Here is a 21,771-nt window from a genome sequence, read left to right as displayed (position 1 = left end):
GCGGGAGCGGACCGGGCCCCCTGGGATGCGGGCTGAGGTGCGGACGGCCCGGATGGCCCTCAGCCTGGAGACAGGGGCGGGCGAGCGCGGCTCGCCGGGACGCCTGATACGAGGAGTGGAAGTGGCCAAGCACCGGAAGTCCTCGCACCCGAAGATGGGCGAGGGCCACAGCATGCACAAAGGCACCGAGCAGCACGGTTGGTCACCGGACATCGACCAGTCCGAGCAGCACGCCGACGAGAGTGCGCACCGCTCGTTCCACCCCGAGCGTTACGCGCCGAAGCCGGACCGCAGCAAGGAGACCAAGGACACCGGGCAGGAGAAGGTGTCCCCGGCGAGCGAGGTCAAGAGCGAGTCCGAGCCGGGCGAGCGCCGGGCCGCCCGGACCGACGAGAAGGGGATGCACCGCAAGGAGCCCAAGGGCCCCGCGCGGCGGCCCAGCGGTGGCCGGGACGCCGAGGCGCACACCGGCGTGGACCCGCAGAATCCCTGAAGTCGGAGAGCCGGCCAGCCGGGCAGCCGGCCAGGCGGGAAGCCGCAGGGCGAGAGAGTCGGAAAGCCGTGGGCCTGGTCTGCGGTGCCCGGATCAGCGGTACCTGGCTCAGTGGTGCCCGTGTGCGGTGTCCGAGGCTCCTCCGAAGAGCCGGGCCACGGCCCTGAAGGGAAGCGTCACGACGGTGGCGATGGCGCCACCGATGGCGCGAAAAACGTCGGCGATCGCGGTGAGCACGAGGGGCCTCCTTCTCATCACACTCTTCGATTGCCTTCTTCTCACGGGCGAGTTCCCGTAGGAAGACCGCCGAAACGAGCCCGGTCCGAAACGAGCCCGGTGCCTCGCACTGCGCGAAAAGACCGGCTGCCGCATGGTGGAACTCGGGCCCGTCGGGAACCCGGCTTCTGTACGCGGCCGCGGCTTCGGTACGCAGTCCACTCGTCCGCGGCCCACTCGTCCGTGCGCGCACCAGGAGGTCTCGAAATGGCAGACGGAAAGGCAGCCCCGGAGAACCGGGAACGCCCCGAGGGCCCCGCGAATGCCGAGAACCCGGTCACCAAATATCCGCAGCCGGAATTCCCGGACCAGGACCAGAAGCACCCGGGATGGACCGGACCGATGGACCCGCCCCCCGACCACGGCGAGGAATCGTATCGGGGGAGGGGACTCCTGGAAGGGCACAAGGCGCTGCTGACGGGAGGGGATTCCGGTATCGGGCGGGCCGTCGCGCTGGCATTCGCCCGTGAGGGCGCGGACGTGCTGTTCACCTTCCTCCCCGAGGAGGAGAAGGAGGCCGAGGAGACCGCCCGGCTCGTCACGGACGCGGGCCGTACGGCCGTGCCGCTGGCCTGCGACGTCCGTGAGGAGGAGCAGTGCCGGCTGCTCGTCGAACGCGCGGTGAAGGAGTTCGGCCGGATCGATGTCCTGGTGAACAACGCGGCCTATCAGATGTCGCAGCCGGACGGAATCCAGGCCATCACCACGGAGCAGTTCGACCGGGTGATGCGGACCAATCTGTACGCCATGTTCTGGCTGTGCAAGATGGCGCTGCCGCACATTCCCAAGGGCGGGTGCATCATCAATTCGACGTCGGTGCAGGCCTACAAGCCCAGTCCGCATCTGCTCGACTACGCGACGACGAAGGGAGCCATCGTCACGTTCACCCAGGGGCTGGCGCAGATGCTCGCGTCCGACGGTATCCGGGTCAATGCGGTCGCCCCTGGCCCGGTCTGGACCCCGCTGATTCCGGCGACGCTTCCGGACACCACCACATTCGGTAAACAGGCCCCGCTGGGCCGCCCGGCACAGCCCGCGGAAATGGCCCCCGCCTATGTCTTCCTCGCCTCCCCACAGGCGAGTTACATCACCGCCGAGATCGTCAATGCCACCGGCGGGACACCCCTGCCCTGACGTTCCCGCCCGGTCGTTCTCGTCCTGACGTTTCCGTCCTGACGTTCCTGACCCGACGTTTCTGCCCGTTCGTGGAGTGTGCTGAAGGAGTGGGGTGACGTGCGATGACCGGTCAGCGGCAGTCGCTCGCGGGGCGCGTCGTGGTGGTGACGGGGGCCGCCCGCGGGCTGGGGGAGTGCATGACCCGGGCGCTCGTCCGCCGCGGCGCGACGGTGGCGCTGGTCGGGCTGGAGGAGGACGGACTGGAGCGGCTCGCCGAGGCGTTCCCGGGGCGGACACAGTACTGGTTCGCGGATGTCACCGACGAGGCCGCGCTGGCCGCCGTCGCCGACGGGGTGCAGCGCGGCCTCGGTCCCCCCTCCGTAGTGGTCGCCAACGCCGGTGTGGCGGCCGGCGGCCCGTTCCTGGAATCCGACCCCGCCGTCTGGCGCCGGATCATCGAGGTCAATCTCATCGGCAGCTCGCTCACCCTGCGGGCCTTTCTGCCCGGACTGCTCGCCACCCGCGGCTACTTCCTGCAGATGGGCTCCCTGGCGAGCATCACCGCGGCGCCCATGATGTCGGCGTACTGCGCCTCCAAGTCCGGCGTCGAGGCGTTCGCCCACGCCATCCGGGCAGAAGTGGCGCACCGCGGCGTCGGGGTCGGTGTCGCCTATCTGAGCTGGGCGGAGACCGACATGATCGACGCCGCGGTGCTGCGGGAGCTGCGGTCGCGGTTGCCGTGGCCCGCCGGCCGGATCTATTCGCCCCAGGCGGTCGCCGACCGGATCGTCCACGGGATGGAGCGGCGGGCCACGGCCGTCTACGCCCAGCCCTGGCTGCGCGCCGCGCAGCTCGTCCGGGCCGGGCTCCCGGCCGCCGTCACCCGCCTGTTCCGCGGCCAGGTGCCGGAGATGGCGGCCCGCGGTGATGTCACGGCCACCGGTCTGATCGGGGCCGGAGGGCGGGCGGACGACCTGGCCCGGGCGGCCGCGGTCCGGTGGCTACCAGCGGTACCAGCGGGCGCGGCCGCCGCCGGCGCCGGTCGACCGCATCAGGAAGCCGAGCAGCCAGAAGGCCAGCACGACGACGGCGGCGATCCACAGCGCCTTGAGCGCGAAGCCGGCGCCGAACAGCAGCAGCGCGAGCAGCAGGACGATTAGCAGGGGTGCCATGGGGTTCCTCCTCTGGATGAACGAAGAATTCGTGACCAAAACTTCGTGACCGAAGACTTCATGACCGAACACTTCGTGGGACGTCTGTGGGGGACTTCTGGGAAATGGATTTGTGATGGCTCGGGGCTGTGACGGCTCAGGGCTGTGACGGCTCAGCGCTGTGAGGATTCAGCGCGAGTTCTGCGGAAGCAGGGAGCCGAGGGGGCCGAGGTCGAGGTTGAGGTCGTCCATCGTGAAGCCGTAGCGCTCACACAGTTCCGACATCCGGTCGTGGAGGATCATCAGCGTCATACCGACCCGCTCCTCCTGATCATCCGTCAGGTCGCCCTGGTCCGCCCGGTGGAGCGCGGTGCGCTCCATGAGTTGCCGCAGCAGCTCGACGATCGTCAGCACGAGTTTGATCAGATCGCGTTCGACCGTCTCCGGGTCGCTCTCCAGCCGCTGGGCGAGGGTCTTGGGCGCCGTCGGCCCGGTGGAGTCCTGCCTCATAAAGGGATGCCTCCTGAGAAAGGGATGCCTCCTGGCAAGGGAATGCGTCCTGTTGCACGATCGAATGGATGACGGCGCGCAGGCTGATCCGGACCAGGTCCACATCGGCGATGGACAGCACCAGGTCTCCGGTGAGGACCGCGCCGCCGTTGAGGAGCCGGTCGAGGAGGTCGATCAGGGCGATCTGCGGGCCGGCGATTCCGGCCGGTTCGCCGAGCCCGGACGAGCCGGCGGCCGGCACCGCGACATCCGGCACCGCGACATCACGCCCCGTCATGGGCTGCCACCCGTCCTGTCATGGGCTGCCACCCTGTCATGTGCTGCCACCAGCCCTGCGCTGCCGCCCGTCATGCCGCGCCGCTTTCCGCCGGCCGGGTCGCGAAGGAGTACGGCGCCCACGGGCCGGTGATCTCGACCCGTACGCCGGCGTCGCTCCCGGTCAGACCGGCCAGCGCCTGGTGGAACTCCCGGACCCGGGTGCGCGGGACGAGATACGCCTCGTTGGCGATGTTCTCGCCGGGGCCGGCGGCCAGTTCGCCCTGCTGGGGGCGGTGGGCGACCACGCCCCGGCTCAGCGGGGCCACCGTGTCCCGGACCGCGCCGGCCACCGCACCGGCCGCGCGGTACGCGTCGTCCCGCAGGCGCCGCTGGTCGCGGCGCCGGCGCAGATAGGCGCGGCCCGAACCGGTCGACGGCGCGGCGGGGGCGGCAGGGGCGGCTTCGACCTGGGCGCGCACGGGGTCCGCGTAGACCTTCACCCCGAGCTCGGCGTGGCCGTCGAGCCAGGTCAGCAACTCACCGAATTCCAGGGCTCGTTCGGATAGCATCGCGCTCACCCGGGTGTCGTCGAGGTAGACCGTCGCCAGCCGCATCGGCAACACCGTCGTACGGGCGTGGGCCGCTTCGACGACCTCGTGGTGCGCGCGGGCCAGCGCCTCCAGCTCCGTCAGGTCCGCCATCCGCTCGGTGAGCCCGTCCGTACCGAAGTCGTCGGCCGGGACGGAGGACACCAGGGCGGTGAGGCCGTCCTCGGCGACGGTCCGCAGGGATGCCCCGCGCAGCCCGGTCAGCTCGGCGGCCACCGCGTCGAGGTCGCCGCCGTCCCGCCCGACCGCGTAGACATAGCTGTGCCACGGCCCGTTCACCGGTTCTCCTCCCTTCGCTGTTGCTGCTCCCGCCCGGCTTCGCGTCCTGCTTGTCCTTCGACCGCCGCCCGCTCCTGGCCGGAGGGCAGCGGCCCGGTGTCGGCCGGGCGGGCCCGGGAGGAGAGCGAGGGATCGTGCTCCCACCAGTCGATGCCCATCTCCTTGGCCTTGTCGACGGAGGCGACGAGCAACCGGAGCTTGATGGTCAGCAGCTCGATGTCGAGCAGATTGATCTGGATGTCGCCGGCGATCACCACGCCCTTGTCGAGGACGCGTTCCAGGATGTCGGCGAGATTGGTGGAGGAGCCGGGCCCGGCCCCCGCCCGGCCGTAGGGGGACGGCGCGGGGGATGCCCTCATGGGCGAGGCGGGTCCCCCCGCCCCGGTCAGCGGGTCGGACATGTGCGGTTCAGCCTCCTCGTGGTTGACGCCGGCGGGCCTGGAGCCACTCCAGCCGGTCCAGCAGTTCGTCCTCGCGGGCGTCGAACTCCTCGGGCCCGATCCGGCCGTCGACCAACTGCCGTTCCAGTTCGGCGAGTTCGTCACGGACCGGCTCCGGGTCGTAGAACTCCTGCTCCGCGGTGAGCAGTACTTGGTCGAGGACCCAGACCGTGCCCCGGACCGGGGCGAGCGGCAGGGTCAGCAGCTGGGTGAGCAGTCCCATCCGGACCTCCGCTCGGTCGGTGTCCCCGGTGCCGAGGGCACGGCCCGGGGCGCGGTCAGACGAAGCTGTACGGCGGCAGCGGGCCGTAGAGCCGGAAGGTGTAGTGGTCGCCGCGCCGTTCGGCCTCGGTGTGGACCGCCTGGGAGAAGACGGCGGACCGGGCCCGCGCGACGAGGAACGAGGTGGTGAGGAAGTGGTGCTTGGTGGGTTCCCCGTCCTCGATGCGCTCCGCGGCGGGTGCGAGCCGGGCCAGGATGTCGGCGCGGGCGCGGTCCTGGCGGGTCCGGACCTCCTGCGAGATCAGCTCGCCGAGCGCCAGTTTGTCGTCGTACGCCCCGGAGTTCTGCCGGGTGCGGTCGTTGAGCCGCCGCGCCTCGGCGGAGTCCCGCAGGATCTCCCGCAGCAGGTCCTCCTCGTCGCGCGTCACCTTGAGGTGGTACTCGCGGCACCCGGCCAGCTCCCCGAGCCGCTGGGTGTAGGTGTCGTGCTGCTCCTCCAGTACGGCGGCGACCTGCTCGTCGTCCGGGCCCACCAGCCCGAAGCGCATCGGCAGGCAGCTGCCGTCGGCCAACAGGGCTTCCTGCACGTCCTGGTGGGCCGCCACGTCCCGGCGCTTGGCGCGCAGCTCCGCCGGGGCGTCGCTGACCACCGCGCACAGGTCCTTGGCCCGCACGGTGCGCAGCGGCGCCGCGGGGTTGCCCACCCCGGCGATGCCGGACAGTCGCAGCGGATGGCCGGCGCCGGTGATGGCGTAGACGTACGTCGTCATGGGTTACTCCTCACGGCGGGCGGTGCGGCGGCCGGCGGACGACGACGTCTTGCGCGCCGGACGCTTCTCGGTTTCCTCGGATTCGTCGTGGCCCTTGCGGAGGGATTCGCCGACCGCCTCAACGGCCCCTGCGAGCGCGCCCTTCGACTTTCCCTTGGCGCCGCTCTCGGTGGCCTGGCCGACGAGATCGGTGAGCTGTTCCGGCGCCTTGCGCCCCGATTCGAGATCGAGCCGGTTGCACGCCTCCGCGAAACGCAGATAGGTGTCCACGCTCGCGACCACGACGCGTACGTCGATCTTGAGTATTTCGATGCCGACCAGGGAGACCCGGATGAAGGCATCGATGACCAGCCCGCGGTCGAGAATGAGCTCCAGGACGTCGTAGAGAGTGCCCGAGCCGCTGCCGCCGGCCGGTGCGGCCTGTGTCTGTTGCTGAATGGCAGTCACGGTCTTTTCTGTCCCTTCCAGTTGACTGGAGCGGGCCATGGCCGTGTGGGGGAATCGCGGATGCGTGGCCGCCGCCCTAGCGGTCGATCTGGCCCCGCCCGTAGCGGCGCATGCGCGCGTATTCCATGAGATGGCCCTGCTCATCGAGGCGGACGCGGTAGGACGCCATCACGCTCGCGGTGTCCGGGACCCTTTCGAGTTCCACCACTTCCACGTCCGCCAGCCAGCCGTCACCGGCGGCCTTCAGCGCGGACACCGAGCCGGGTGCGCAGTTGAGCATCTCGGCAAGTTGCCCGGCAGCGAGGCGCATTGCCGCGGGAGCGGCGATGCGATCCGGTCCGCTGTGCGCAGTTTCCGTTTCGGTCGGCGCGAGGCTTTCCTCATGTGCCGCGCCCGCTTCCACCTTTTCCACGGTGCTTTCCTCGGTCGCCATGATCCCGCCTGTCGTGCGTCGTAGAGGTCATCTGCCGAAGGTCTTCCCGTCGAAGGACGGTTGGCCGTTCTGTGGCGATGAAAAGGCGGTTGCCCGGGAAAGCCGGAGGTATGCGCGAGCGGGAAATCCGAGGGGGAGTCAGCCGGTGGTGACCGTGAAAAGGCCGCCGTCGGGGTCACGGATCAGCGCCTGGCCGACCGCGGGGTCGGCCGGCGGGGTCAGGTGGGTGGCCTGGCCGCCCGCCGCGATGGCGGCCGCGGCGACCTTCTCGACGTCCTCGACGGGGAACTGGACGTGCCAGCGGGGCCGGATGTGCGGGTCGGGGGCGGCCTCCATGACACCGCCGCGCACCGTGGCCACCACCTGGTTGCCGTCCCGCACCAGCACCTCGCCGTGCTCGTACGCGACCTCGACCCCGCCGGGCTCCTCCGAGGCCCAGTCGAGCACCTCGGCGTAGAAGATCGTGGCGTCGAAGGCGTCGCGGGTCCGCAGGTCCAGGTAGACCGGGGCGCTGCCGCGGCCGATGGCCCAGGCGGGGGTGTGGCCCTCCCACACGCCGAAGACCGCACCGTCCCGGTCCGCGGCGAGTGCCACCCGGCCGGCGCCGAGCCGCAGCGGGCCCACCGCGATGGTCGCGCCGCGCTCGCGGATCCGTCCCGCGGCGTCGTTCGCACTCGCGACCGCGAAGTACGGGGTCCAGGCCACCGACACCTGCCAGTCCGCGGCCAGCGCGGTGACCCCGGCGATCGGCCGGCCGTCGGTCAGCGCCACGGTGAACTCCTCGCCCAGCCCGCCCGGCCGGAAGGTCCAGCCCAGGACCTGTGCGTAGAAGTCCTGGGCACGCCGGAGATCGTGGGTGGTCAGGCTCACCCAGCACGGGGTGCCGCGTACGGCGACGGCGGACGGTGTGACCGGCATGGCGATGCGCCTCCTGGAACGGGTGCCACCGTCCACTCTGCCAGGACTTCGCGTCCGCATCCTTCTACGGCTCGGCCGAGTGCGGCGCCTGGGGGCCGACGGTCCGGTGCGCGGCGCCGGCGGGCGGCCGGCCGGTCAGGGCTGCAGCAGCGTCTTGATCATGCCGTCTTCCTTGGCCTGGAAGGTCTTGTAGGCCTGCGGCCCGTCCTCCAGCGGCAGCTTGTGGGTGGCAAAGCCCTCGACGCCGAGCCGGTCCTCGTCGTCGAGCAGCGGCAGGATGTCGTCCACCCAGTGCCGCACGTTGGCCTGCCCCATCCGCAGCTGCACCTGCTTGTCGAACATGGTGAGCAGCGGCAGCGGGTCGATCGCGCCGCCGTAGACGCCGACCACGGAGATGGTGCCGCCCCGGCGGACCACGTCGACGGCGGCGTGGAAGGCCGCCATCCGGTCCACCCCGGCGCGCGACATCAGCTTCTCCGCGAGCCGGTCCGGGAGCAGCCCGACCATCTGCTGCGCGGCCTTCGCCACGGGTGCCCCGTGGGCCTCCATGCCGACGGCCTCGATGACCGCGTCGGCGCCGCGGCCGTCGGTGAGCCGGCGGACCTCGTCACCCAGGTCCGCGCCGAGCTCGTCGACGTTCAGGGTGTGTACGCCGCGCTCCCGGGCCCGGGCCAGCCGCTCGGGCACCAGGTCCACGCCGATCACCTGCCGGGCTCCGCGGTGCAGGGCGATCCGGGCGGCCATGTCGCCGATCGGGCCCAGGCCGAGGACCACGACGTGGGCGTCCGGCGGCGGGTCGGCGTAGGCGACCGCCTGCCAGGCGGTGGGCAGGACGTCGGAGAGGTAGACGAACCGTTCGTCCGGGGGGCCGTGCGGGACCTTGACGGGGAGGGTGTTGCCGAAGGGCACCCGCAGGAACTCGGCCTGACCGCCCGGTACCTGGCCGTAGAGCTTGGTGTAGCCGAACAGCGAGGCGCCCATGCCGTGTTCCCTGACCTGGGTGGTCTCGCACTGGGAGTGCAGGCCCCGGTCGCACATCCAGCAGGAGCCGCAGGAGACGTTGAAGGGCACCACCACCCGGTCGCCGGGGGCGAGCGCGGTCACCTCGGGTCCCACTTCCTCGACGAGGCCCATCGGCTCGTGGCCGAGGATGTCGCCCGGCTCCAGATAGGGCCCCAGCACCTCGTAGAGGTGGAGGTCGGAACCACAGATGCCGGTGGAGGTGATCTTGACCAGGACATCCGTCGGTTCGATGATCTTCGGATCGGGGACCGTGTCGATCCGCACGTCCCGCTTGCCGTGCCACGTCAGTGCCCGCACCCTGTCCTCCTTCGCCGTGACCGGTCGGCAGGAACTGGTTCGTTTCGGGACGACCGATTCGTCTGACGGGTCATCACGCCGGTATTCCGGGCCACGCCGGTTCTCCGGGCCGCGCCGCCTCCGCGTGCTCCGGGCGGCTCCTCCTGCGCAGGTGGCAGGCGCGCGCCGCTCGGCGGAGCCGGCCGCTCAGCCCAGTCTCCGGCCGGCCTCCCGATCGTGCAAACGCCCGAACGGACCACGCCCGGCCGCGCGCCCGGGCGGCGGCCGTGACCGAGTGTGCCCGCGGACCGCGGCTCGATGCCCGCCGCCGCCCGCCGGCACGGCTGCGCGTCCTCGGGCGGTCCGGGGGACCATGGGAAAGGCGGCGATCCGCAGGCGGAGGGAGGGCCGGATGTCCACAGCCGACCCCGTCGGCGCGGCGGGCGACTGGCCGGTCGGCAAGGTGCCGCAACGCAGCGGACTGCTGGACCTGCTCGGCGTCGCCGCGGTGGTCCTGGACGCCGACGGCCGGATCGTGCTGTGGAGCCCGCAGGCCGAAACGCTCTTCGGCTACTCCGCGCAGGAGGCGCTGGGAGAGTTCGCCGGGCGGCTGCTGGTCCACGAGCACCATCTGGACCTGGTGGTCAGGCTCTTCGCCGAGGTCATGGCGACCGGCCAGAGCTGGGCCGGGGCCTTCCCGATCCGGCACAAGGACGGCAGCACCCGGCTGGTGGAGTTCCGCAACGTCCGGCTGCTGGACGACCGGGGGGACTACTACGCCCTGGGCATCGCCACCGACGAGGCCACCCTGAGCAAGGTGGAGCGCGATGTGGCGCTGTCCACCCGGCTGGTCTCGCAGTCCCCGATCGGACTCGGCGTCCTGGACACCGACCTGCGGTACCTGGCCGTCAATCCCGCGCTGGAGCGGATCGACGGGATCTCCGCCCGGGAACACCTCGGCCGGTCGGTCCACGAGGTGCTGCCGTTCATCCGGACCGAGGCGCTCGAAGCCGCCCTGCGGCGGGTGCTGGAGACCGGGCGGCCGCTGGTCGACCAGTACGTCGTGGGGCGCACCCTCGCCGACCCCGAGAACGAGCACGCCTGGTCGGTCTCGTTCTACCGGCTGGAGGACCCCGGCGGGCGGATCCTCGGCGTGGCCGGGGTGATCGTGGACGTCACCGACCGGCACCGCGCGGCCGGGGAGGCGGCGCGCGCCCGGCGCCGGCTGGCCATGATCGCGGACGGTTCGGCGCGGATCGGCACCACGCTGGAGGTGGAACGGACCGCGCATGAGCTGGCCGAGGTCACCGTGCCCGAGCTCGCCGACGTGGCCACCGTGGACATCCTGGACTCCTTCCTGGACGACCGCCGGCCCACCACCTCCGGCGCCCACCCGGCGGTCTTCCGGGCCCTCGCGGTGCAGACCGCCTACGCCACCGAGGCGGCCCGGGCCGCCGACCCGCCCGGCCACATCGCCAGCTACGGCGCCGACCGGCTGGTCACCCAATGCGTACGGACCGGCCGGCCCATCCTCGTGCGCCACGTCGACGACGAGTCCCTGGCGCGCATCGCCCGCGACCCGGAGGCCGCCGCGATCCTCGCCCGGGCCGGTATCCACAGCTACCTCGCGACCCCGCTGATCGCCCGCGGTGAGGTGCTCGGTGCGCTGGGCCTCACCCGCAGTCGCAACCCCGTCCCGTTCGACGAGGACGATCTGACCCTGGCCGCCGAACTGGCCGACCGGGCCGCCGTGAGCATGGACAACGCCCGGCTCTACCAGAGCCTGCGGGACACCGCCGTCACGCTCCAGCGCAGCCTGCTCCCGGACCGTCCGCCGCAGCGGGCCGGGCTGGAGATCGCCACCCGCTACCGGCCGGCCGGCACCACGAACGAGGTCGGCGGCGACTGGTTCGACGTGATCCCGCTCGCCGGGGAGCAGACGGCACTCGTGGTCGGTGACGTGATGGGCAGCGGCACCAAGGCCGCCACCACGATGGGGCGGCTGCGGACCGCCACCGGCACCCTGGCCGACCTGGACATGCCGCCGGCCGAGGTGCTGCGGCACGTCGACCGGATCACGGCCGGCCTGGACCAGTACGCCACCTGCGTCTACGCCGTCCACGATCCGCAGCAGGCCGTTTGCCGGATCGCCGCCGCCGGGCACCTGCCGCCGGTGCTGATCCACTCCGGCCGGCCGCCCGAACTGCTCGACCTGCCCACCGGCGTCCCGCTCGGCGTCGGCGGCGTCCCCTTCGAGGAGACCACCTTCGCGCTGCGCCCCGGCGACCGGCTGGTGCTGTACACCGACGGGCTGGTCGAGACCCGCCGGGACACCATCGACGACCGCCTGGACCGCCTGCTCGCTCTCCTGGACCGCCCGGACCCGTCCCTGGAGGACACCTGCGACCGGCTGCTCGACGAGCTGCGCGACCCGGACGACGCGGATGATGTGGCCCTGCTCATCGCCCGGGCCCGGCCCGGGCCGCCCGGCGCCGACGGCTGAGGAATTCCTCCGCCGCATTTCCCCGGGTGCCCCCGCCAAGGAACCGGATGCGGCATCCGGCGCAATTCCCGCCGGTCGAGGCGTTAGCCGGGACGGTGCGGGGGAACCCGTTCTGGTGGCCGAAGGGCGGACGCGCGCACATGGGCGAGAGGTACGACCATGGGACACGGCGGAGATGTCATCACGGAGTTGGCCGCGGACCATCGGGAGATGGCCGCGCTGTTCGAGCAGATCGAGGCGGCGGTCCCTGCGGCCTCGCTGCGCAAAAGGCTGCTCGACCGGCTGACGATCGAAATCGTCCGGCATTCCGTCGCCGAGGAGCAGTACCTCTACCCCGCGGTCCGCGAGAAGCTGCCGGACGGCGCCGCACTGGCCGACCGGGAAATCGCCGACCACCAGCGCGTGGAAGGGCTGCTGAAAGAGCTGGAACGGCTCGATGCGGAAGACCGTGCGTTCAACGAACTGTTCGTGAAACTCCGGACGGAGGTCCGGGCACACATCCGGGAAGAGGAGAGCGAACTGTTCGCCCGATTGCGTGAGGCGTGCCTTCCCGGGGAACTCGAAGCGCTCGGGGAGAAGGTCCGGGCGGCCAAGAAGCTCGCGCCCACCCGGCCGCACCCGGGCGTCCCCGACGCCCCGCCGGCGAACAAATTGCTGGCCCCGGGGCTCGGGCTGGTGGACCGCGCCCGGGACCTGCTCACCGGCCGCGGCGGCGGCCCGGACTGACCCGCCGGAACCACCCCCGGGCCCGTACGGCCCGGCCGTCCGCAGGGGCGTCCGGGCCTTTCGTAGCGCAGAAACGGCAGAAGGTGTGTATGGACCACCGACAGGAGACGACGCCGGACGAGCGGCAGAACGGCTCGCCGGAGACCTTCCCCGCCGCGCGGACCGGTGCGCTGGAAAAGGCGCTGCGCGAGCGGGTGGACGGTGAGGTGCGCTTCGACGCGGGCAGCCGCGGCGCCTATGCCACGGACGGTTCCAACTACCGGCAGGTGCCGATCGGCGTGGTCGTTCCGCGGAACGTCGACGCCGGCGCGACCGCCGTCGAGGTGTGCGCCGAATTCGGTGCGCCGGTGCTCTCCCGGGGCGGCGGGACCAGCCTCGGCGGGCAGTGCACGAACACCGCCGTGGTCATCGACTGGACGAAATACTGCGACCGCCTGGTGTCGGTGGACGCCGAACGGCGCCGGTGCGTGGTCGAACCTGGCATCGTGCTCGACGCACTCAACCGGCAACTTGCCGATGAGAAACTGAAGTTCGGCCCGAAACCCGCCACGCACAGCCACTGCTCGCTGGGCGGAATGGTCGGCAACAATTCCTGTGGCGCCTCGGCCCAGGCGTACGGGAAGACCGTCGACAATGTGCGGCGGCTGGAAATCCTCACCTATGACGGCGTCCGGATGTGGGTGGGGCCCACCTCGCCGGAGGAATACGCGGAGATCCAGGCGGAAGGCGGCCGGCGGGCGGAAATCTACCGGGGCCTGCGGGAACTCGCGGACCGGTATCTGGGCGACATCCGGCGGGGATTTCCCGACATTCCGCGGCGGGTGTCGGGATACAACCTGGACTCGCTGCTGCCCGAGAAGGGCTTCGACGTCGCGCGGGCGCTGGTGGGCAGCGAGGGCACGCTGGTCACCGTTCTGCACGCCGAGCTGGACCTCGTGCCGGTGCCGTCCTGCGAGGCCATGGTGGTGCTCGGCTACCCCGACATCTGCGCGGCCGCGGACGACGTACCCCGCCTGCTGGCGCACGGCAACCCCACCCAACTGGAGGCCCTGGACGGGCGGATGGCGCAGCTGATGCGCGAGGAGCACGCCTACCTCGACTCCCTGGACATCTTCCCGGAGGGCGACAGCTGGCTGCTGGTGCAGTTCACCGGCGACACCCGGGAGGACGTCGACGCCCAGTGCCACGACCTGCTCCGGGCGCTGGGCCGCAAGGAGAGCGATCCGACCGTGGCGTTCTCCGACGACCCCGCGCGCGAGCAGCGGATGCTCAAGGCGCGCGAGGCCGGCCTCGGCGTGACCGCGCGGCCGCCGGACGACCGGGAGACCTGGGAGGGCTGGGAGGACTCCGCGGTCCCGCCGGAGAAGCTCGGTGACTACCTGCGCGATCTGAAGGCGCTGTTCGCCGAGTTCGACTACGACCATCCGTCGCTGTACGGCCACTTCGGCCAGGGATGCGTGCACACCCGCATCCCCTTCGAGCTCAAGACCGCCCGGGGAGTGGCGGACTTCCGCGCCTTCCTGCACCGCGCGGCCGACCTCGTCGTCTCGTACGGCGGGTCGCTCTCCGGCGAGCACGGCGACGGGCAGGCGCGCGGCGAACTGCTCCCGAAGATGTTCGGCGAACGGCTCACCGGTGCCTTCGGCGAGCTGAAGGCGCTCTTCGACCCGGACGACCGGATGAACCCCGGCAAGGTCGTGCGCCCCCACCGGACCGACGACCACCTCCGGCTCGGCCCCGCCTGGCGGCCCGAGACCCACCGCACCCACTTCGGCTACCCGGACGACGAGCACTCCTTCACCCGGGCGGTGATGCGCTGCGTCGGCATCGGCAACTGCCGCACCCACACCGGCGGGGTGATGTGTCCCTCGTACCGGGCCACCGGTGAGGAGGAGCACTCCACCCGTGGGCGGGCCCGGCTGCTGTTCGAGATGCTGAACGGGCACGCCGACTCGGCGATCACCGACGGCTGGCGGTCCACCGAGGTCCGCGACGCGCTCGACCTGTGCCTGGCCTGCAAGGGCTGCAAGTCCGACTGCCCCACCGGCGTCGACATGGCCACCTACAAGGCGGAGTTCCTCGCCCACCACTACGCCGGCCGGCCGCGCCCGGCCGCCCACTACGCCCTGGGCTGGCTGCCGCTGTGGGCGAAGCTGGCGCGCGGCGCGCCACGGCTGGTCAACGCGGCGCTGCGGGCCCCCGTACTGGCCCGGCTGGGCAAACGCGCCGCCGGGGTGGCCACCGAGCGCACCGCACCGGCCTTCGCCGCGGAGTCGTTCACCGAATGGTGGACCGCCCGCGACCGCCCGCAGCCCGACCCCGGCGACGCCCGGACGGTGCTGCTCTGGCCGGACACCTTCAGCAACCACCTCCACCCGAACGTCGCCAGGGCGGCGGTGCGGGTCCTGGAGGACGCCGGCTTCCGGGTCGCGGTACCGCCGGGGCCGGTGTGCTGCGGGCTGACCTGGATCTCGACCGGGCAGCTGACGACCGCCAAGCGGGTGCTGCGCCGCACCGTGCGTGAGCTCCGGCCGTGGATCGAGGCCGGGACGCCGGTCATCGGGCTGGAGCCGTCGTGCACCGCGGTGTTCCGCGCCGACGCCCCCGAGCTGTTCCCGGACGACAAGGACGTGCAGCGGCTGGCCGGGCAGTTCCGGACGTTCGCCGAACAGCTCGTCCACCACGCCCCGGAGGGCTGGCGGCCGCCCCGGCTCGACCGGCCGGCGACCGTGCAGACCCACTGCCACCAGCACGCGGTGTTCAAGGACGACGCCGACCGTGAACTGATGCGCCGGGCCGGGCTGGACGCGGACGTCCTGGACGTCGGCTGCTGCGGACTGGCCGGGAACTTCGGCTTTGAACGCGGCCACCACGAGGTCTCCATGACCATCGCCGAACAGGGCCTGCTGCCGGCCGTCCGCGCCGCCGACCCCGCCGCCCTGGTGCTCGCCGACGGCTTCAGCTGCCGTACCCAGATCGCCGACGGCGACACCGGCCGGGGCGCGCTCCACCTGGCCGAGGCGCTGGCGCTCGGCCTCGACGGTCCGCTGCCCGCCGGCCGTCCCGAGCAGGGCGCCGACCGGCCGCGGGTCCCCGCCCGGGACGCCCGGCTGGTCACCGCCGGCGCCGCCCTGACCGGCCTCGGGGCGCTGGCCGCCGGGGTGGCCGCCGCACTCAACCGACGAGAAAAGAGGAACCTCCGTGTCGACCAAGGTCTCTGACCACATCCTTGCCCGGCTGCGTGAGTGGGACGTCGAGCACGTCTTCGCCTACGCCGGCGACGGCATCAACGGGCTGCTCGCCGCCTGGGAACGCGCCGACAACAAGCCGCAGTTCATCCAGGCGCGGCATGAGGAGATGGCCGCCTTCCAGGCCGTCGGCTACGCCAAGTTCTCCGGCCGGGTCGGTGTCTGCGCCGCGACCTCCGGGCCCGGTGCCATCCACCTGCTCAACGGCCTCTACGACGCCAAGCTCGACCACGTGCCCGTGGTGGCGATCGTCGGGCAGACCAACCGCAGCGCCATGGGCGGCTCCTACCAGCAGGAAGTCGATCTGGTCAGCCTCTACAAGGACGTCGCCTCCGACTTCCTCGAAATGGTGACCGTCCCCGAGCAACTGCCCAACGCGATCGACCGGGCCATCCGCACCGCCTACGGCCGGCGGACCGTGACCGCCGTGATCGTCCCCGCCGACGTCCAGGAACTGGACTACTCGCCGCCCACCCACGCCTTCAAGATGGTCCCCTCCAGCCTCGGCCTCGCCTCCTACGCGCCGGTGCCGACCGACGACGACCTCGCCCGCGCCGCGGAGGTCCTCAACGCCGGGGAGAAGGTCGCCGTCCTGATCGGGCAGGGCGCCCGCGGGGCCCGCGCCGAGGTGGAGCAGCTCGCCGACGTGCTCGGTGCCGGGGTGGCCAAGGCGCTGCTGGGCAAGGACGCGCTGCCCGACGACCTGCCGTACGTCACCGGGGCCATCGGGCTGCTGGGCACCCGACCCTCCTACGAGATGATGCGGGACTGCGACACGCTGCTCGTGGTGGGGTCCAGCTTCCCCTACACCCAGTTCATGCCGGAGCTGGACCAGGCCCGGGCGGTACAGATCGACATCGACCCGCACATGGTCGGGATGCGCTACCCCTTCGAGGTCAACCTCGTCGGCGACGCCAAGGCGACATTGCAGCGGCTGCTGCCGCAGCTCAGGACGAAGAAGCACGGCACCTGGCGGAAGAAGATCGAGAAGGACACTGCCCGCTGGTGGGAGGTGATGGAGCGGCGGGCCGCCGTCGAGGCCGACCCGGTCAACCCCGAGTACGTCGTGCACGCCCTCGACGCGCTGCTGCCCGACGACGTCATCCTCGCCGCGGACTCCGGCTCGTCCGCCAACTGGTACGCCCGCCACCTGCGGATGCGCGGCACGATGCGGGGTTCGCTCTCCGGGACGCTGGCGACCATGGGCCCCGGCGTGCCGTACGTCATCGGTGCGAAGTTCGCCCACCCCGACCGGCCGGCGATCGCCCTGGTCGGGGACGGCGCGATGCAGATGAACGGCATGGCCGAGCTGATCACCGCCGGCAAGTACTGGTCCGAGTGGCAGGACCCGCGGCTGATCGTCGCCGTGCTCAACAACCAGGACCTCAACCAGGTGACCTGGGAGATGCGCGCCATGTCCGGCGCCCCGCAGTTCCTGCCCTCCCAGGCGATCCCGGACGTGCGGTACGCCGACTTCGCCCGCTCCATCGGCCTGGACGGCGTCCGGGTGGAGAAGCCCGGCGAGGTCGAGGACGCCTGGCGCAAGGCGCTCGCCGCCGACCGGCCGTTCGTCATCGACTTCCGCACCGACCCGGCCGTCCCGCCGATCCCGCCGCACGCCAGCCTCGACCAGATCGAGGCCGCGGCCACGGCCATCCTGAAGGGCGACAGCGACCGCGCCGCGGTGGTCAAGCAGGGCCTCAAGGCGAAGGTCCAGGAGATGCTTCCGGGCGGCAAGCACCGGCACGGCCGCTCGGACCAGGGCTGACGGTGCATCGGACCAGCGGGGGCGGTGACCCGGTCGTCGACGCGGTCGAGGCGGCCGCCTACACCGTCCCCACCGACGCGCCCGAGGCCGACGGCACCCTGGAGTGGCACGAAACGACCCTGGTCGTGGTGCAGCTCCGCTCCGGCGGCAGCACCGGCCTCGGCTACACCTACGGCGCGCCCCAGACCGCCGCCGTGGTCCGCGACGTACTGGCCCGGGAGGTGCGCGGCGCGGCCGTCTGGGACGTGCCCGCGGCCAACGAGGCGATGTCCCGGGCGGTGCGCAACGCCGGCCGGCCCGGGCTGATCGCCGGTGCCCTGTCCGCCGTCGACATCGCTCTGTGGGACCTCAAGGCCCGGCTGCTCGGCCTGCCGCTCGTCCGGCTGCTCGGCGCGGCCGGCCGGGCGGTGCCCGTGTACGGCAGCGGGGGATTCACCACCTACGACGCGGACCGGCAGGACCGCCAGCTGCGCGGCTGGGTCGAGGAGCAGGGACTGCCCCGGGTCAAGATCAAGATCGGGGAGTCCTGGGGCCGCGCCGAGGGCCGCGACCGGGAACGCATCGCCCAGGCCCGCACCAGCATCGGCCCCACCACCGAGCTGTACGTCGACGCCAACGGCGGCTACTCCGTCAAGCAGGCCGTCCGGCTCGCCGACCACCTCGACCGGCACGGCGTCACATGGTTCGAGGAGCCGGTCTCCTCCGACGACCTGACGGGCCTGGCACAGGTCCGAGAAGCGGTGCCGGCCGAGGTCACCGCAGGCGAATACGGCTACGCCCTCCCGTACTTCGCGCACATGCTGGACGCCCGCGCGGTGGACTGCCTCCAGGCCGACGCCACCCGCTGCGGCGGCCTCACCATCTGGCTGCGCGCCGCCGCGCTCGCCGAGGCCCGCGGCCTGGCGCTCTCCGGGCACTGCGCACCCCACGTGCACGCCCACGCGGCCGCGGCGATCCCCAACCTGCGCCACCTGGAGTGGTTCCACGACCACGTCCGCATCGAGAACCTGCTGTTCGACGGCGTGCTGGACCCGTCGGGCGGCAGCGTGACACCGGGCGCCGACGGTGCCCCGGGACACGGCCTGACCCTGCGCACCGCGGACGCCGAACCGTACCGGGCCGGCTGAGGAGGACACCGACATGGCACAGACCGTCGTCATCACAGGAGCGAGCGCCGGCATCGGCCGCGCCACCGCCCGGCTGTTCGGCGACCGGGGCGCCGACGTGGCGCTGGTGGCCCGCGGCCGAGCCGGTCTCGAAGCGGCCGCGGCGGAGGTCGAACGGGCCGGCGGGCGGGCGCTGGTACTGCCCACCGACGTCGCCGACCACGAACAGGTGGAGGCCGCCGCGCAGGCCGCCGAGGACGCCTTCGGCCCGCTCGACGTCTGGGTCAACGACGCCTTCACCTCGGTCTTCGCGCCCTTCACCGAGATCGGGCCGGACGAGTACCGCCGGGTCACCGAGGTGACTTACCTCGGCTTCGTGCACGGCACCCGGGCCGCGCTGCGCCGGATGCTCCCCCGCGACGCCGGCACGGTCGTGCAGGTCGGCTCGGCGCTCGGCTACCGTTCCGTACCGCTGCAGTCCGCGTACTGCGGTGCCAAGCACGCCATCAACGGCTTCACCTCCGCCGTGCGCACCGAACTGCTCCACCGGGGCAGCAAGGTCCGGATCACCGTGGTCCAGATGCCCGCGGTCAACACCCCGCAGTTCTCCTGGGTGCTCTCCCGGCTGCCCCGGCACCCCTCCCCGGTGCCGCCCATCTACCAGCCCGAAGTCGCCGCCCGCGCCGTCGTGCACGCCGCGAACCACCCGCGCCGCAAGCAGTACTACGTCGGCGCGTCCACCGCGGCGACGATCTGGGCCGAGAAATTCGCCCCCGGCCTCCTCGACCGCTACCTCGCCCGGACCGGCTTCGACTCCCAGCAGACCGACCGGGCCCCGTCCGCCGCCCGGGACGTCAACCTGTGGCAGCCGGCGGACGACACCCCGGGCCACGACTACGGTGCCCACGGCGTCTTCGACCCGCAGGCAAAGGCGCACTCCGCCCAGGCGGCACTCTCCCGGCACCCCGCCCTGACCGCGGGCGCGGTCACCGCCACCGCGCTGGGCGCCCTCTCCCTGCTGCGGTCCCGGGGACGCCGGGCCGGGCGATAGCCGGGCGGGAGGGGCCCCTCCCGTGGGAGGCCCCTACCGCCGGTGGCAGCAGGTCACAGCAGATCCCGGGGCAGCGTCTCGTTCCACGTACGGGAGAACACCCGGCGGTCGTTCTCGAAGCCGTCCAGGGTGGCGTCCACGTGGAACTCCGTCCCGCTGCACCTGAGGACGGTGCGGGTCTCCACCCGGACGTCCCAGTCGTCGCGCCGGAAGCGCGTGGTCCAGGCCGCCTCACCGCGGACGGAGGTGAAGTCGTCGGCGACCGCCGTGTACCGCTCGTGGGCGCGGATCCCGACGTCCAGCCCGATGTCCTCGTAGCGCACCGTCCCGCGGTCCTTGACGATCTCCAGCTCGGAGCGGTAGTCGACCAGGTCCCGCTTGACCTCCCAGCGCTGCTCCGGGGCCGTCAGCTGCGTGGTGGCGAGCGGCGGAGCGGCCTCGGGCTCCCCGAACGGGTCGGCCGGCACGACGTCGGGCTCGCGCACCGGACGCACCGGCAGGGTCAGGGTGCTGCTGCCCTCGTACACGGTCAGCCGCACCGGCCGGGGCGGCGGCCAGGCCAGTGGCCAGTACGACGTGGACAGCGACAGCCGGATGCGGTGGCCGGGCGGGAACGCCTGGGCGACACCGTTGAGTTCCACCGTGGCCCGGCAGCGGGCACCCGGCTCCAGCGGCTCCGGCGTACCGATCCCGTTCCGGTGGGTCAGGTTCAGCAGCCCGTAGGTGACCCGGGTGGCTGCACCGTCCGGGCTGACGTCGGACAGCCGGGCGGCCACCATGGCCACCGGCTCGTCGGCCGAGAACTCCAGCTGCACCGTGGGGGAGCCGAGGATCTCCACCCGCTCGGTGAGCGTCCGGGTCTCGAAGACCAGCGAGCCGCCGTCCTCCTCCCGCTGGTCGTACGGCAGGTCCGGGGGAGCGTTGTAGGAGGCCCACTTCCCGGCGAACTGGCCGACGGACAACGGGGACCGGACGGTCAGCGCGGCATCGCCCCGCACCCGGTCACCGGGCTCGGCCTCCTCCTTGGCCGCCTCCGCCGCCTCCTCGGGCGGGTCGATGCGGTACCCGCGCAGCGGGTGGCACACCGGCCGGACGTGCGGCGACGGCCAGTCCGGCTCGCCGACCCAGCGGCCCGGCCGCTCCTCGTACGACGTCGAGGGCGGCACGCTGTCCTGCATCCAGGTGCGCAGCATCGGGCCGTCCATCACCCCGTTGTCGACGCCCTTGAGCCAGTGGTCCCACCACCGCACCACCTCCTGCAGATAGCCGATGGCCGGGCCGGGCTCGCCGACGTGCGGGTACTTGTGCGACCAGGGGCCGATCAGCCCCTTGCGCGGGACGTCCAGGTTGGCCAGCAGCCGGGTCACGGCGTTGGAATAGCCGTCCGCCCAGCCGCTGGAGGCCAGGACCGGGCAGCGCACGGCCGCATAGTCCTCGCAGACCGACGCGTGCCGCCAGTAGTCGTCGCGGCGCTGGTGGCGCAGCCACTGAAGGACCCAGGGCCGGGTGTGTGCCAGGCGCTCGTGCCACATCTCCCGCCAGCGCGCGCCGACCACGGCGGGGTCCGGCGGGCAGGTGCCGTAGGCGAACATGGTGCCCGCCTCGGCCAGGTTGTCCGACAGCAGCGCGCCGCCCATGTAGTGCATGTCGTCGGCGTACCGGTCGTCCGTGAAGGAGGCGATGACGACGGCGCGCAGGCTCGGCGGCTGCCGGGCGGCGACCTGGAGGGCGGCGAACGCGCCCCAGGAGATGCCCATCATGCCGGTGGTGCCGTCGCACCACGGCTGGGCGGCGAGCCAGGCCAGCACGTCCTCGGCGTCGGCCTGTTCCTGCTCCAGGTACTCGTCGGTGAGCACCCCCTCCGACTCGCCGGTGCCCCGCAGGTCCACCCGGACGCAGGCGTAGCCGTGCCCGGCGAGGTAGGGGTGGTGCATCGAGTCGCGTACGGAGCTCAGATCGCGCTTGCGGTACGGGATGTACTCCAGCACCGCCGGCACCGGCTCCCGGTCGGAGGAGACCGGGCGCCAGATGCGCGCCGACAGCCGGGTGCCGTCGGACACCGGCACCTCGACGTGCTCCTCCTCGGTCGTCGCACAGGGCAGTTCGCTGACGAAACGCATACGGCCGGGGCTCTCCTTTCGCGGCGGCC

The 21,771-nt window shown here is 72.3% G+C and carries 20 protein-coding genes and 2 pseudogenes; 9 read left to right on the top strand and 13 right to left on the bottom strand.

The genetic code is table 11. The features are described from left to right. Positions 1-121: 121 nt before the first annotated feature. A complete protein-coding gene (locus ACGF4C_RS14910) occupies positions 122-493 on the top strand; it encodes a hypothetical protein (protein ID WP_030412801.1) in 372 nt (123 codons plus the stop codon). A 108-nt stretch (positions 494-601) separates the two neighbouring features. On the opposite strand, the gene ACGF4C_RS14905 is transcribed toward ACGF4C_RS14910, so the two are convergent. Further along, on the bottom strand, positions 602-730 hold the full coding sequence (locus ACGF4C_RS14905) for an LPFR motif small protein (protein ID WP_393566401.1): 129 nt from the start codon (positions 728-730) through the stop codon (positions 602-604). 246 nt (positions 731-976) lie between these two features. Here ACGF4C_RS14905 and ACGF4C_RS14900 point away from each other — a divergent pair, with 246 nt between their 5' ends. Both ACGF4C_RS14900 and ACGF4C_RS14895 read left to right on the top strand, forming a co-directional pair. Then, a complete protein-coding gene (locus ACGF4C_RS14900) occupies positions 977-1,903 on the top strand; it encodes an SDR family oxidoreductase (RefSeq protein ID WP_393566399.1) in 927 nt (308 codons plus the stop codon). Positions 1,904-2,007: 104 nt separating this feature from the next. After that, positions 2,008-2,805, top strand: a pseudogene (locus ACGF4C_RS14895) (SDR family oxidoreductase); the annotation flags it as partial. Between the two features lie 81 nt (positions 2,806-2,886). On the opposite strand, the gene ACGF4C_RS14890 reads toward ACGF4C_RS14895, so the two are convergent. The 11 genes and pseudogenes from ACGF4C_RS14890 to ACGF4C_RS14840 form a co-directional block, all read right to left on the bottom strand. Next, on the bottom strand, positions 2,887-3,057 hold the full coding sequence (locus tag ACGF4C_RS14890; RefSeq protein ID WP_393566398.1) for a hydrophobic protein: 171 nt from the start codon (positions 3,055-3,057) through the stop codon (positions 2,887-2,889). A gap of 168 nt (positions 3,058-3,225) precedes the next feature. Then, positions 3,226-3,546 carry a gas vesicle protein K gene (locus ACGF4C_RS14885; protein WP_393566397.1) on the bottom strand — a complete coding sequence of 107 codons (321 nt, stop codon included), beginning with the start codon at positions 3,544-3,546 and terminating at the stop codon, positions 3,226-3,228. 121 nt (positions 3,547-3,667) lie between these two features. Then, positions 3,668-3,823, bottom strand: a pseudogene (locus tag ACGF4C_RS14880) (hypothetical protein); the annotation flags it as partial. Between the two features lie 70 nt (positions 3,824-3,893). Continuing rightward, positions 3,894-4,691 (bottom strand): GvpL/GvpF family gas vesicle protein, encoded by a 798-nt coding sequence (locus tag ACGF4C_RS14875; RefSeq protein ID WP_393566395.1) that lies wholly within the window; start codon positions 4,689-4,691, stop codon positions 3,894-3,896. Further along, positions 4,688-5,050 carry a gas vesicle protein gene (locus tag ACGF4C_RS14870; protein WP_393566394.1) on the bottom strand — a complete coding sequence of 121 codons (363 nt, stop codon included), beginning with the start codon at positions 5,048-5,050 and terminating at the stop codon, positions 4,688-4,690. Before ACGF4C_RS14870 ends, ACGF4C_RS14875 begins: the two co-directional genes overlap by 4 nt. 49 nt (positions 5,051-5,099) lie before the next feature. Continuing rightward, positions 5,100-5,354, bottom strand: coding sequence for a gas vesicle protein GvpG (locus tag ACGF4C_RS14865; protein WP_393566393.1), 255 nt, complete (start codon positions 5,352-5,354; stop codon positions 5,100-5,102). 55 nt (positions 5,355-5,409) lie between these two features. Further along, positions 5,410-6,123: a GvpL/GvpF family gas vesicle protein gene (locus ACGF4C_RS14860; RefSeq protein ID WP_393566391.1), complete on the bottom strand. Its 714-nt coding sequence runs from the start codon at positions 6,121-6,123 to the stop codon at positions 5,410-5,412. Positions 6,124-6,126: 3 nt separating this feature from the next. Continuing rightward, the gene (locus tag ACGF4C_RS14855) at positions 6,127-6,570 is read right to left on the bottom strand and encodes a gas vesicle structural protein GvpA (RefSeq protein ID WP_310726350.1); all 444 of its coding nucleotides are present in this window, start codon (positions 6,568-6,570) and stop codon (positions 6,127-6,129) included. Between the two features lie 76 nt (positions 6,571-6,646). Then, positions 6,647-7,003 (bottom strand): gas vesicle protein, encoded by a 357-nt coding sequence (locus ACGF4C_RS14850; RefSeq protein WP_201802755.1) that lies wholly within the window; start codon positions 7,001-7,003, stop codon positions 6,647-6,649. Between the two features lie 138 nt (positions 7,004-7,141). After that, positions 7,142-7,921 (bottom strand): VOC family protein, encoded by a 780-nt coding sequence (locus ACGF4C_RS14845; RefSeq protein ID WP_393566388.1) that lies wholly within the window; start codon positions 7,919-7,921, stop codon positions 7,142-7,144. Between the two features lie 135 nt (positions 7,922-8,056). After that, positions 8,057-9,241, bottom strand: a complete 1,185-nt coding sequence (locus ACGF4C_RS14840) for a zinc-dependent alcohol dehydrogenase (RefSeq protein WP_393566386.1) — start codon at positions 9,239-9,241, stop codon at positions 8,057-8,059. 391 nt (positions 9,242-9,632) lie between these two features. On the opposite strand from ACGF4C_RS14840, the gene ACGF4C_RS14835 reads away from it, so the two are divergent. The 6 genes from ACGF4C_RS14835 to ACGF4C_RS14810 all read left to right on the top strand — a co-directional run bounded on the left by ACGF4C_RS14835 (position 9,633) and on the right by ACGF4C_RS14810 (position 19,622). After that, positions 9,633-11,723 (top strand): SpoIIE family protein phosphatase, encoded by a 2,091-nt coding sequence (locus ACGF4C_RS14835; RefSeq protein WP_393566385.1) that lies wholly within the window; start codon positions 9,633-9,635, stop codon positions 11,721-11,723. Between the two features lie 159 nt (positions 11,724-11,882). Then, on the top strand, positions 11,883-12,449 hold the full coding sequence (locus ACGF4C_RS14830) for a hemerythrin domain-containing protein (RefSeq protein ID WP_393566384.1): 567 nt from the start codon (positions 11,883-11,885) through the stop codon (positions 12,447-12,449). An 89-nt stretch (positions 12,450-12,538) separates the two neighbouring features. Continuing rightward, positions 12,539-15,670, top strand: a complete 3,132-nt coding sequence (locus ACGF4C_RS14825; RefSeq protein ID WP_393566382.1) for an FAD-linked oxidase C-terminal domain-containing protein — start codon at positions 12,539-12,541, stop codon at positions 15,668-15,670. Then, entirely contained in the window at positions 15,651-17,465 is a 1,815-nt protein-coding gene (locus tag ACGF4C_RS14820; protein ID WP_393566381.1) for a thiamine pyrophosphate-requiring protein, read from the top strand. The genes ACGF4C_RS14825 and ACGF4C_RS14820 overlap by 20 nt, the downstream gene beginning before the upstream one ends. Further along, positions 17,462-18,592: an enolase C-terminal domain-like protein gene (locus ACGF4C_RS14815; protein WP_393566601.1), complete on the top strand. Its 1,131-nt coding sequence runs from the start codon at positions 17,462-17,464 to the stop codon at positions 18,590-18,592. The genes ACGF4C_RS14820 and ACGF4C_RS14815 overlap by 4 nt, the downstream gene beginning before the upstream one ends. A gap of 13 nt (positions 18,593-18,605) precedes the next feature. Then, positions 18,606-19,622, top strand: coding sequence for an SDR family oxidoreductase (locus ACGF4C_RS14810; protein ID WP_393566380.1), 1,017 nt, complete (start codon positions 18,606-18,608; stop codon positions 19,620-19,622). A gap of 53 nt (positions 19,623-19,675) precedes the next feature. On the opposite strand, the gene ACGF4C_RS14805 is transcribed toward ACGF4C_RS14810, so the two are convergent. Beyond that, positions 19,676-21,742, bottom strand: a complete 2,067-nt coding sequence (locus tag ACGF4C_RS14805; RefSeq protein ID WP_393566379.1) for a CocE/NonD family hydrolase — start codon at positions 21,740-21,742, stop codon at positions 19,676-19,678. Between the last annotated feature and the right edge of the window lie 29 nt (positions 21,743-21,771).

It is taken from the genome of Streptomyces sp. NPDC048197 (genome assembly GCF_043202395.1).
Taxonomy (GTDB): Bacteria; Actinomycetota; Actinomycetes; order Streptomycetales; family Streptomycetaceae; genus Streptomyces; species Streptomyces siderophoricus.
The sequence above is the reverse complement of the archived record's forward strand: the minus strand, read 5'-3'. Positions and strand labels throughout refer to the sequence as shown.

Coding starts and splice junctions, on each gene's coding strand:
- ACGF4C_RS14900 (WP_393566399.1), top strand. CDS start 977: ATGGCAGACGGAAAGGCAGCCCCGGAGAACCGGGAACGCCCCGAGGGC.
- ACGF4C_RS14890 (WP_393566398.1), bottom strand. CDS start 3,057: ATGGCACCCCTGCTAATCGTCCTGCTGCTCGCGCTGCTGCTGTTCGGC.
- ACGF4C_RS14885 (WP_393566397.1), bottom strand. CDS start 3,546: ATGAGGCAGGACTCCACCGGGCCGACGGCGCCCAAGACCCTCGCCCAG.
- ACGF4C_RS14870 (WP_393566394.1), bottom strand. CDS start 5,050: ATGAGGGCATCCCCCGCGCCGTCCCCCTACGGCCGGGCGGGGGCCGGG.
- ACGF4C_RS14865 (WP_393566393.1), bottom strand. CDS start 5,354: ATGGGACTGCTCACCCAGCTGCTGACCCTGCCGCTCGCCCCGGTCCGG.
- ACGF4C_RS14860 (WP_393566391.1), bottom strand. CDS start 6,123: ATGACGACGTACGTCTACGCCATCACCGGCGCCGGCCATCCGCTGCGA.
- ACGF4C_RS14850 (WP_201802755.1), bottom strand. CDS start 7,003: ATGGCGACCGAGGAAAGCACCGTGGAAAAGGTGGAAGCGGGCGCGGCA.
- ACGF4C_RS14845 (WP_393566388.1), bottom strand. CDS start 7,921: ATGCCGGTCACACCGTCCGCCGTCGCCGTACGCGGCACCCCGTGCTGG.
- ACGF4C_RS14835 (WP_393566385.1), top strand. CDS start 9,633: ATGTCCACAGCCGACCCCGTCGGCGCGGCGGGCGACTGGCCGGTCGGC.
- ACGF4C_RS14830 (WP_393566384.1), top strand. CDS start 11,883: ATGGGACACGGCGGAGATGTCATCACGGAGTTGGCCGCGGACCATCGG.
- ACGF4C_RS14825 (WP_393566382.1), top strand. CDS start 12,539: ATGGACCACCGACAGGAGACGACGCCGGACGAGCGGCAGAACGGCTCG.
- ACGF4C_RS14810 (WP_393566380.1), top strand. CDS start 18,606: ATGGCACAGACCGTCGTCATCACAGGAGCGAGCGCCGGCATCGGCCGC.
- ACGF4C_RS14805 (WP_393566379.1), bottom strand. CDS start 21,742: ATGCGTTTCGTCAGCGAACTGCCCTGTGCGACGACCGAGGAGGAGCAC.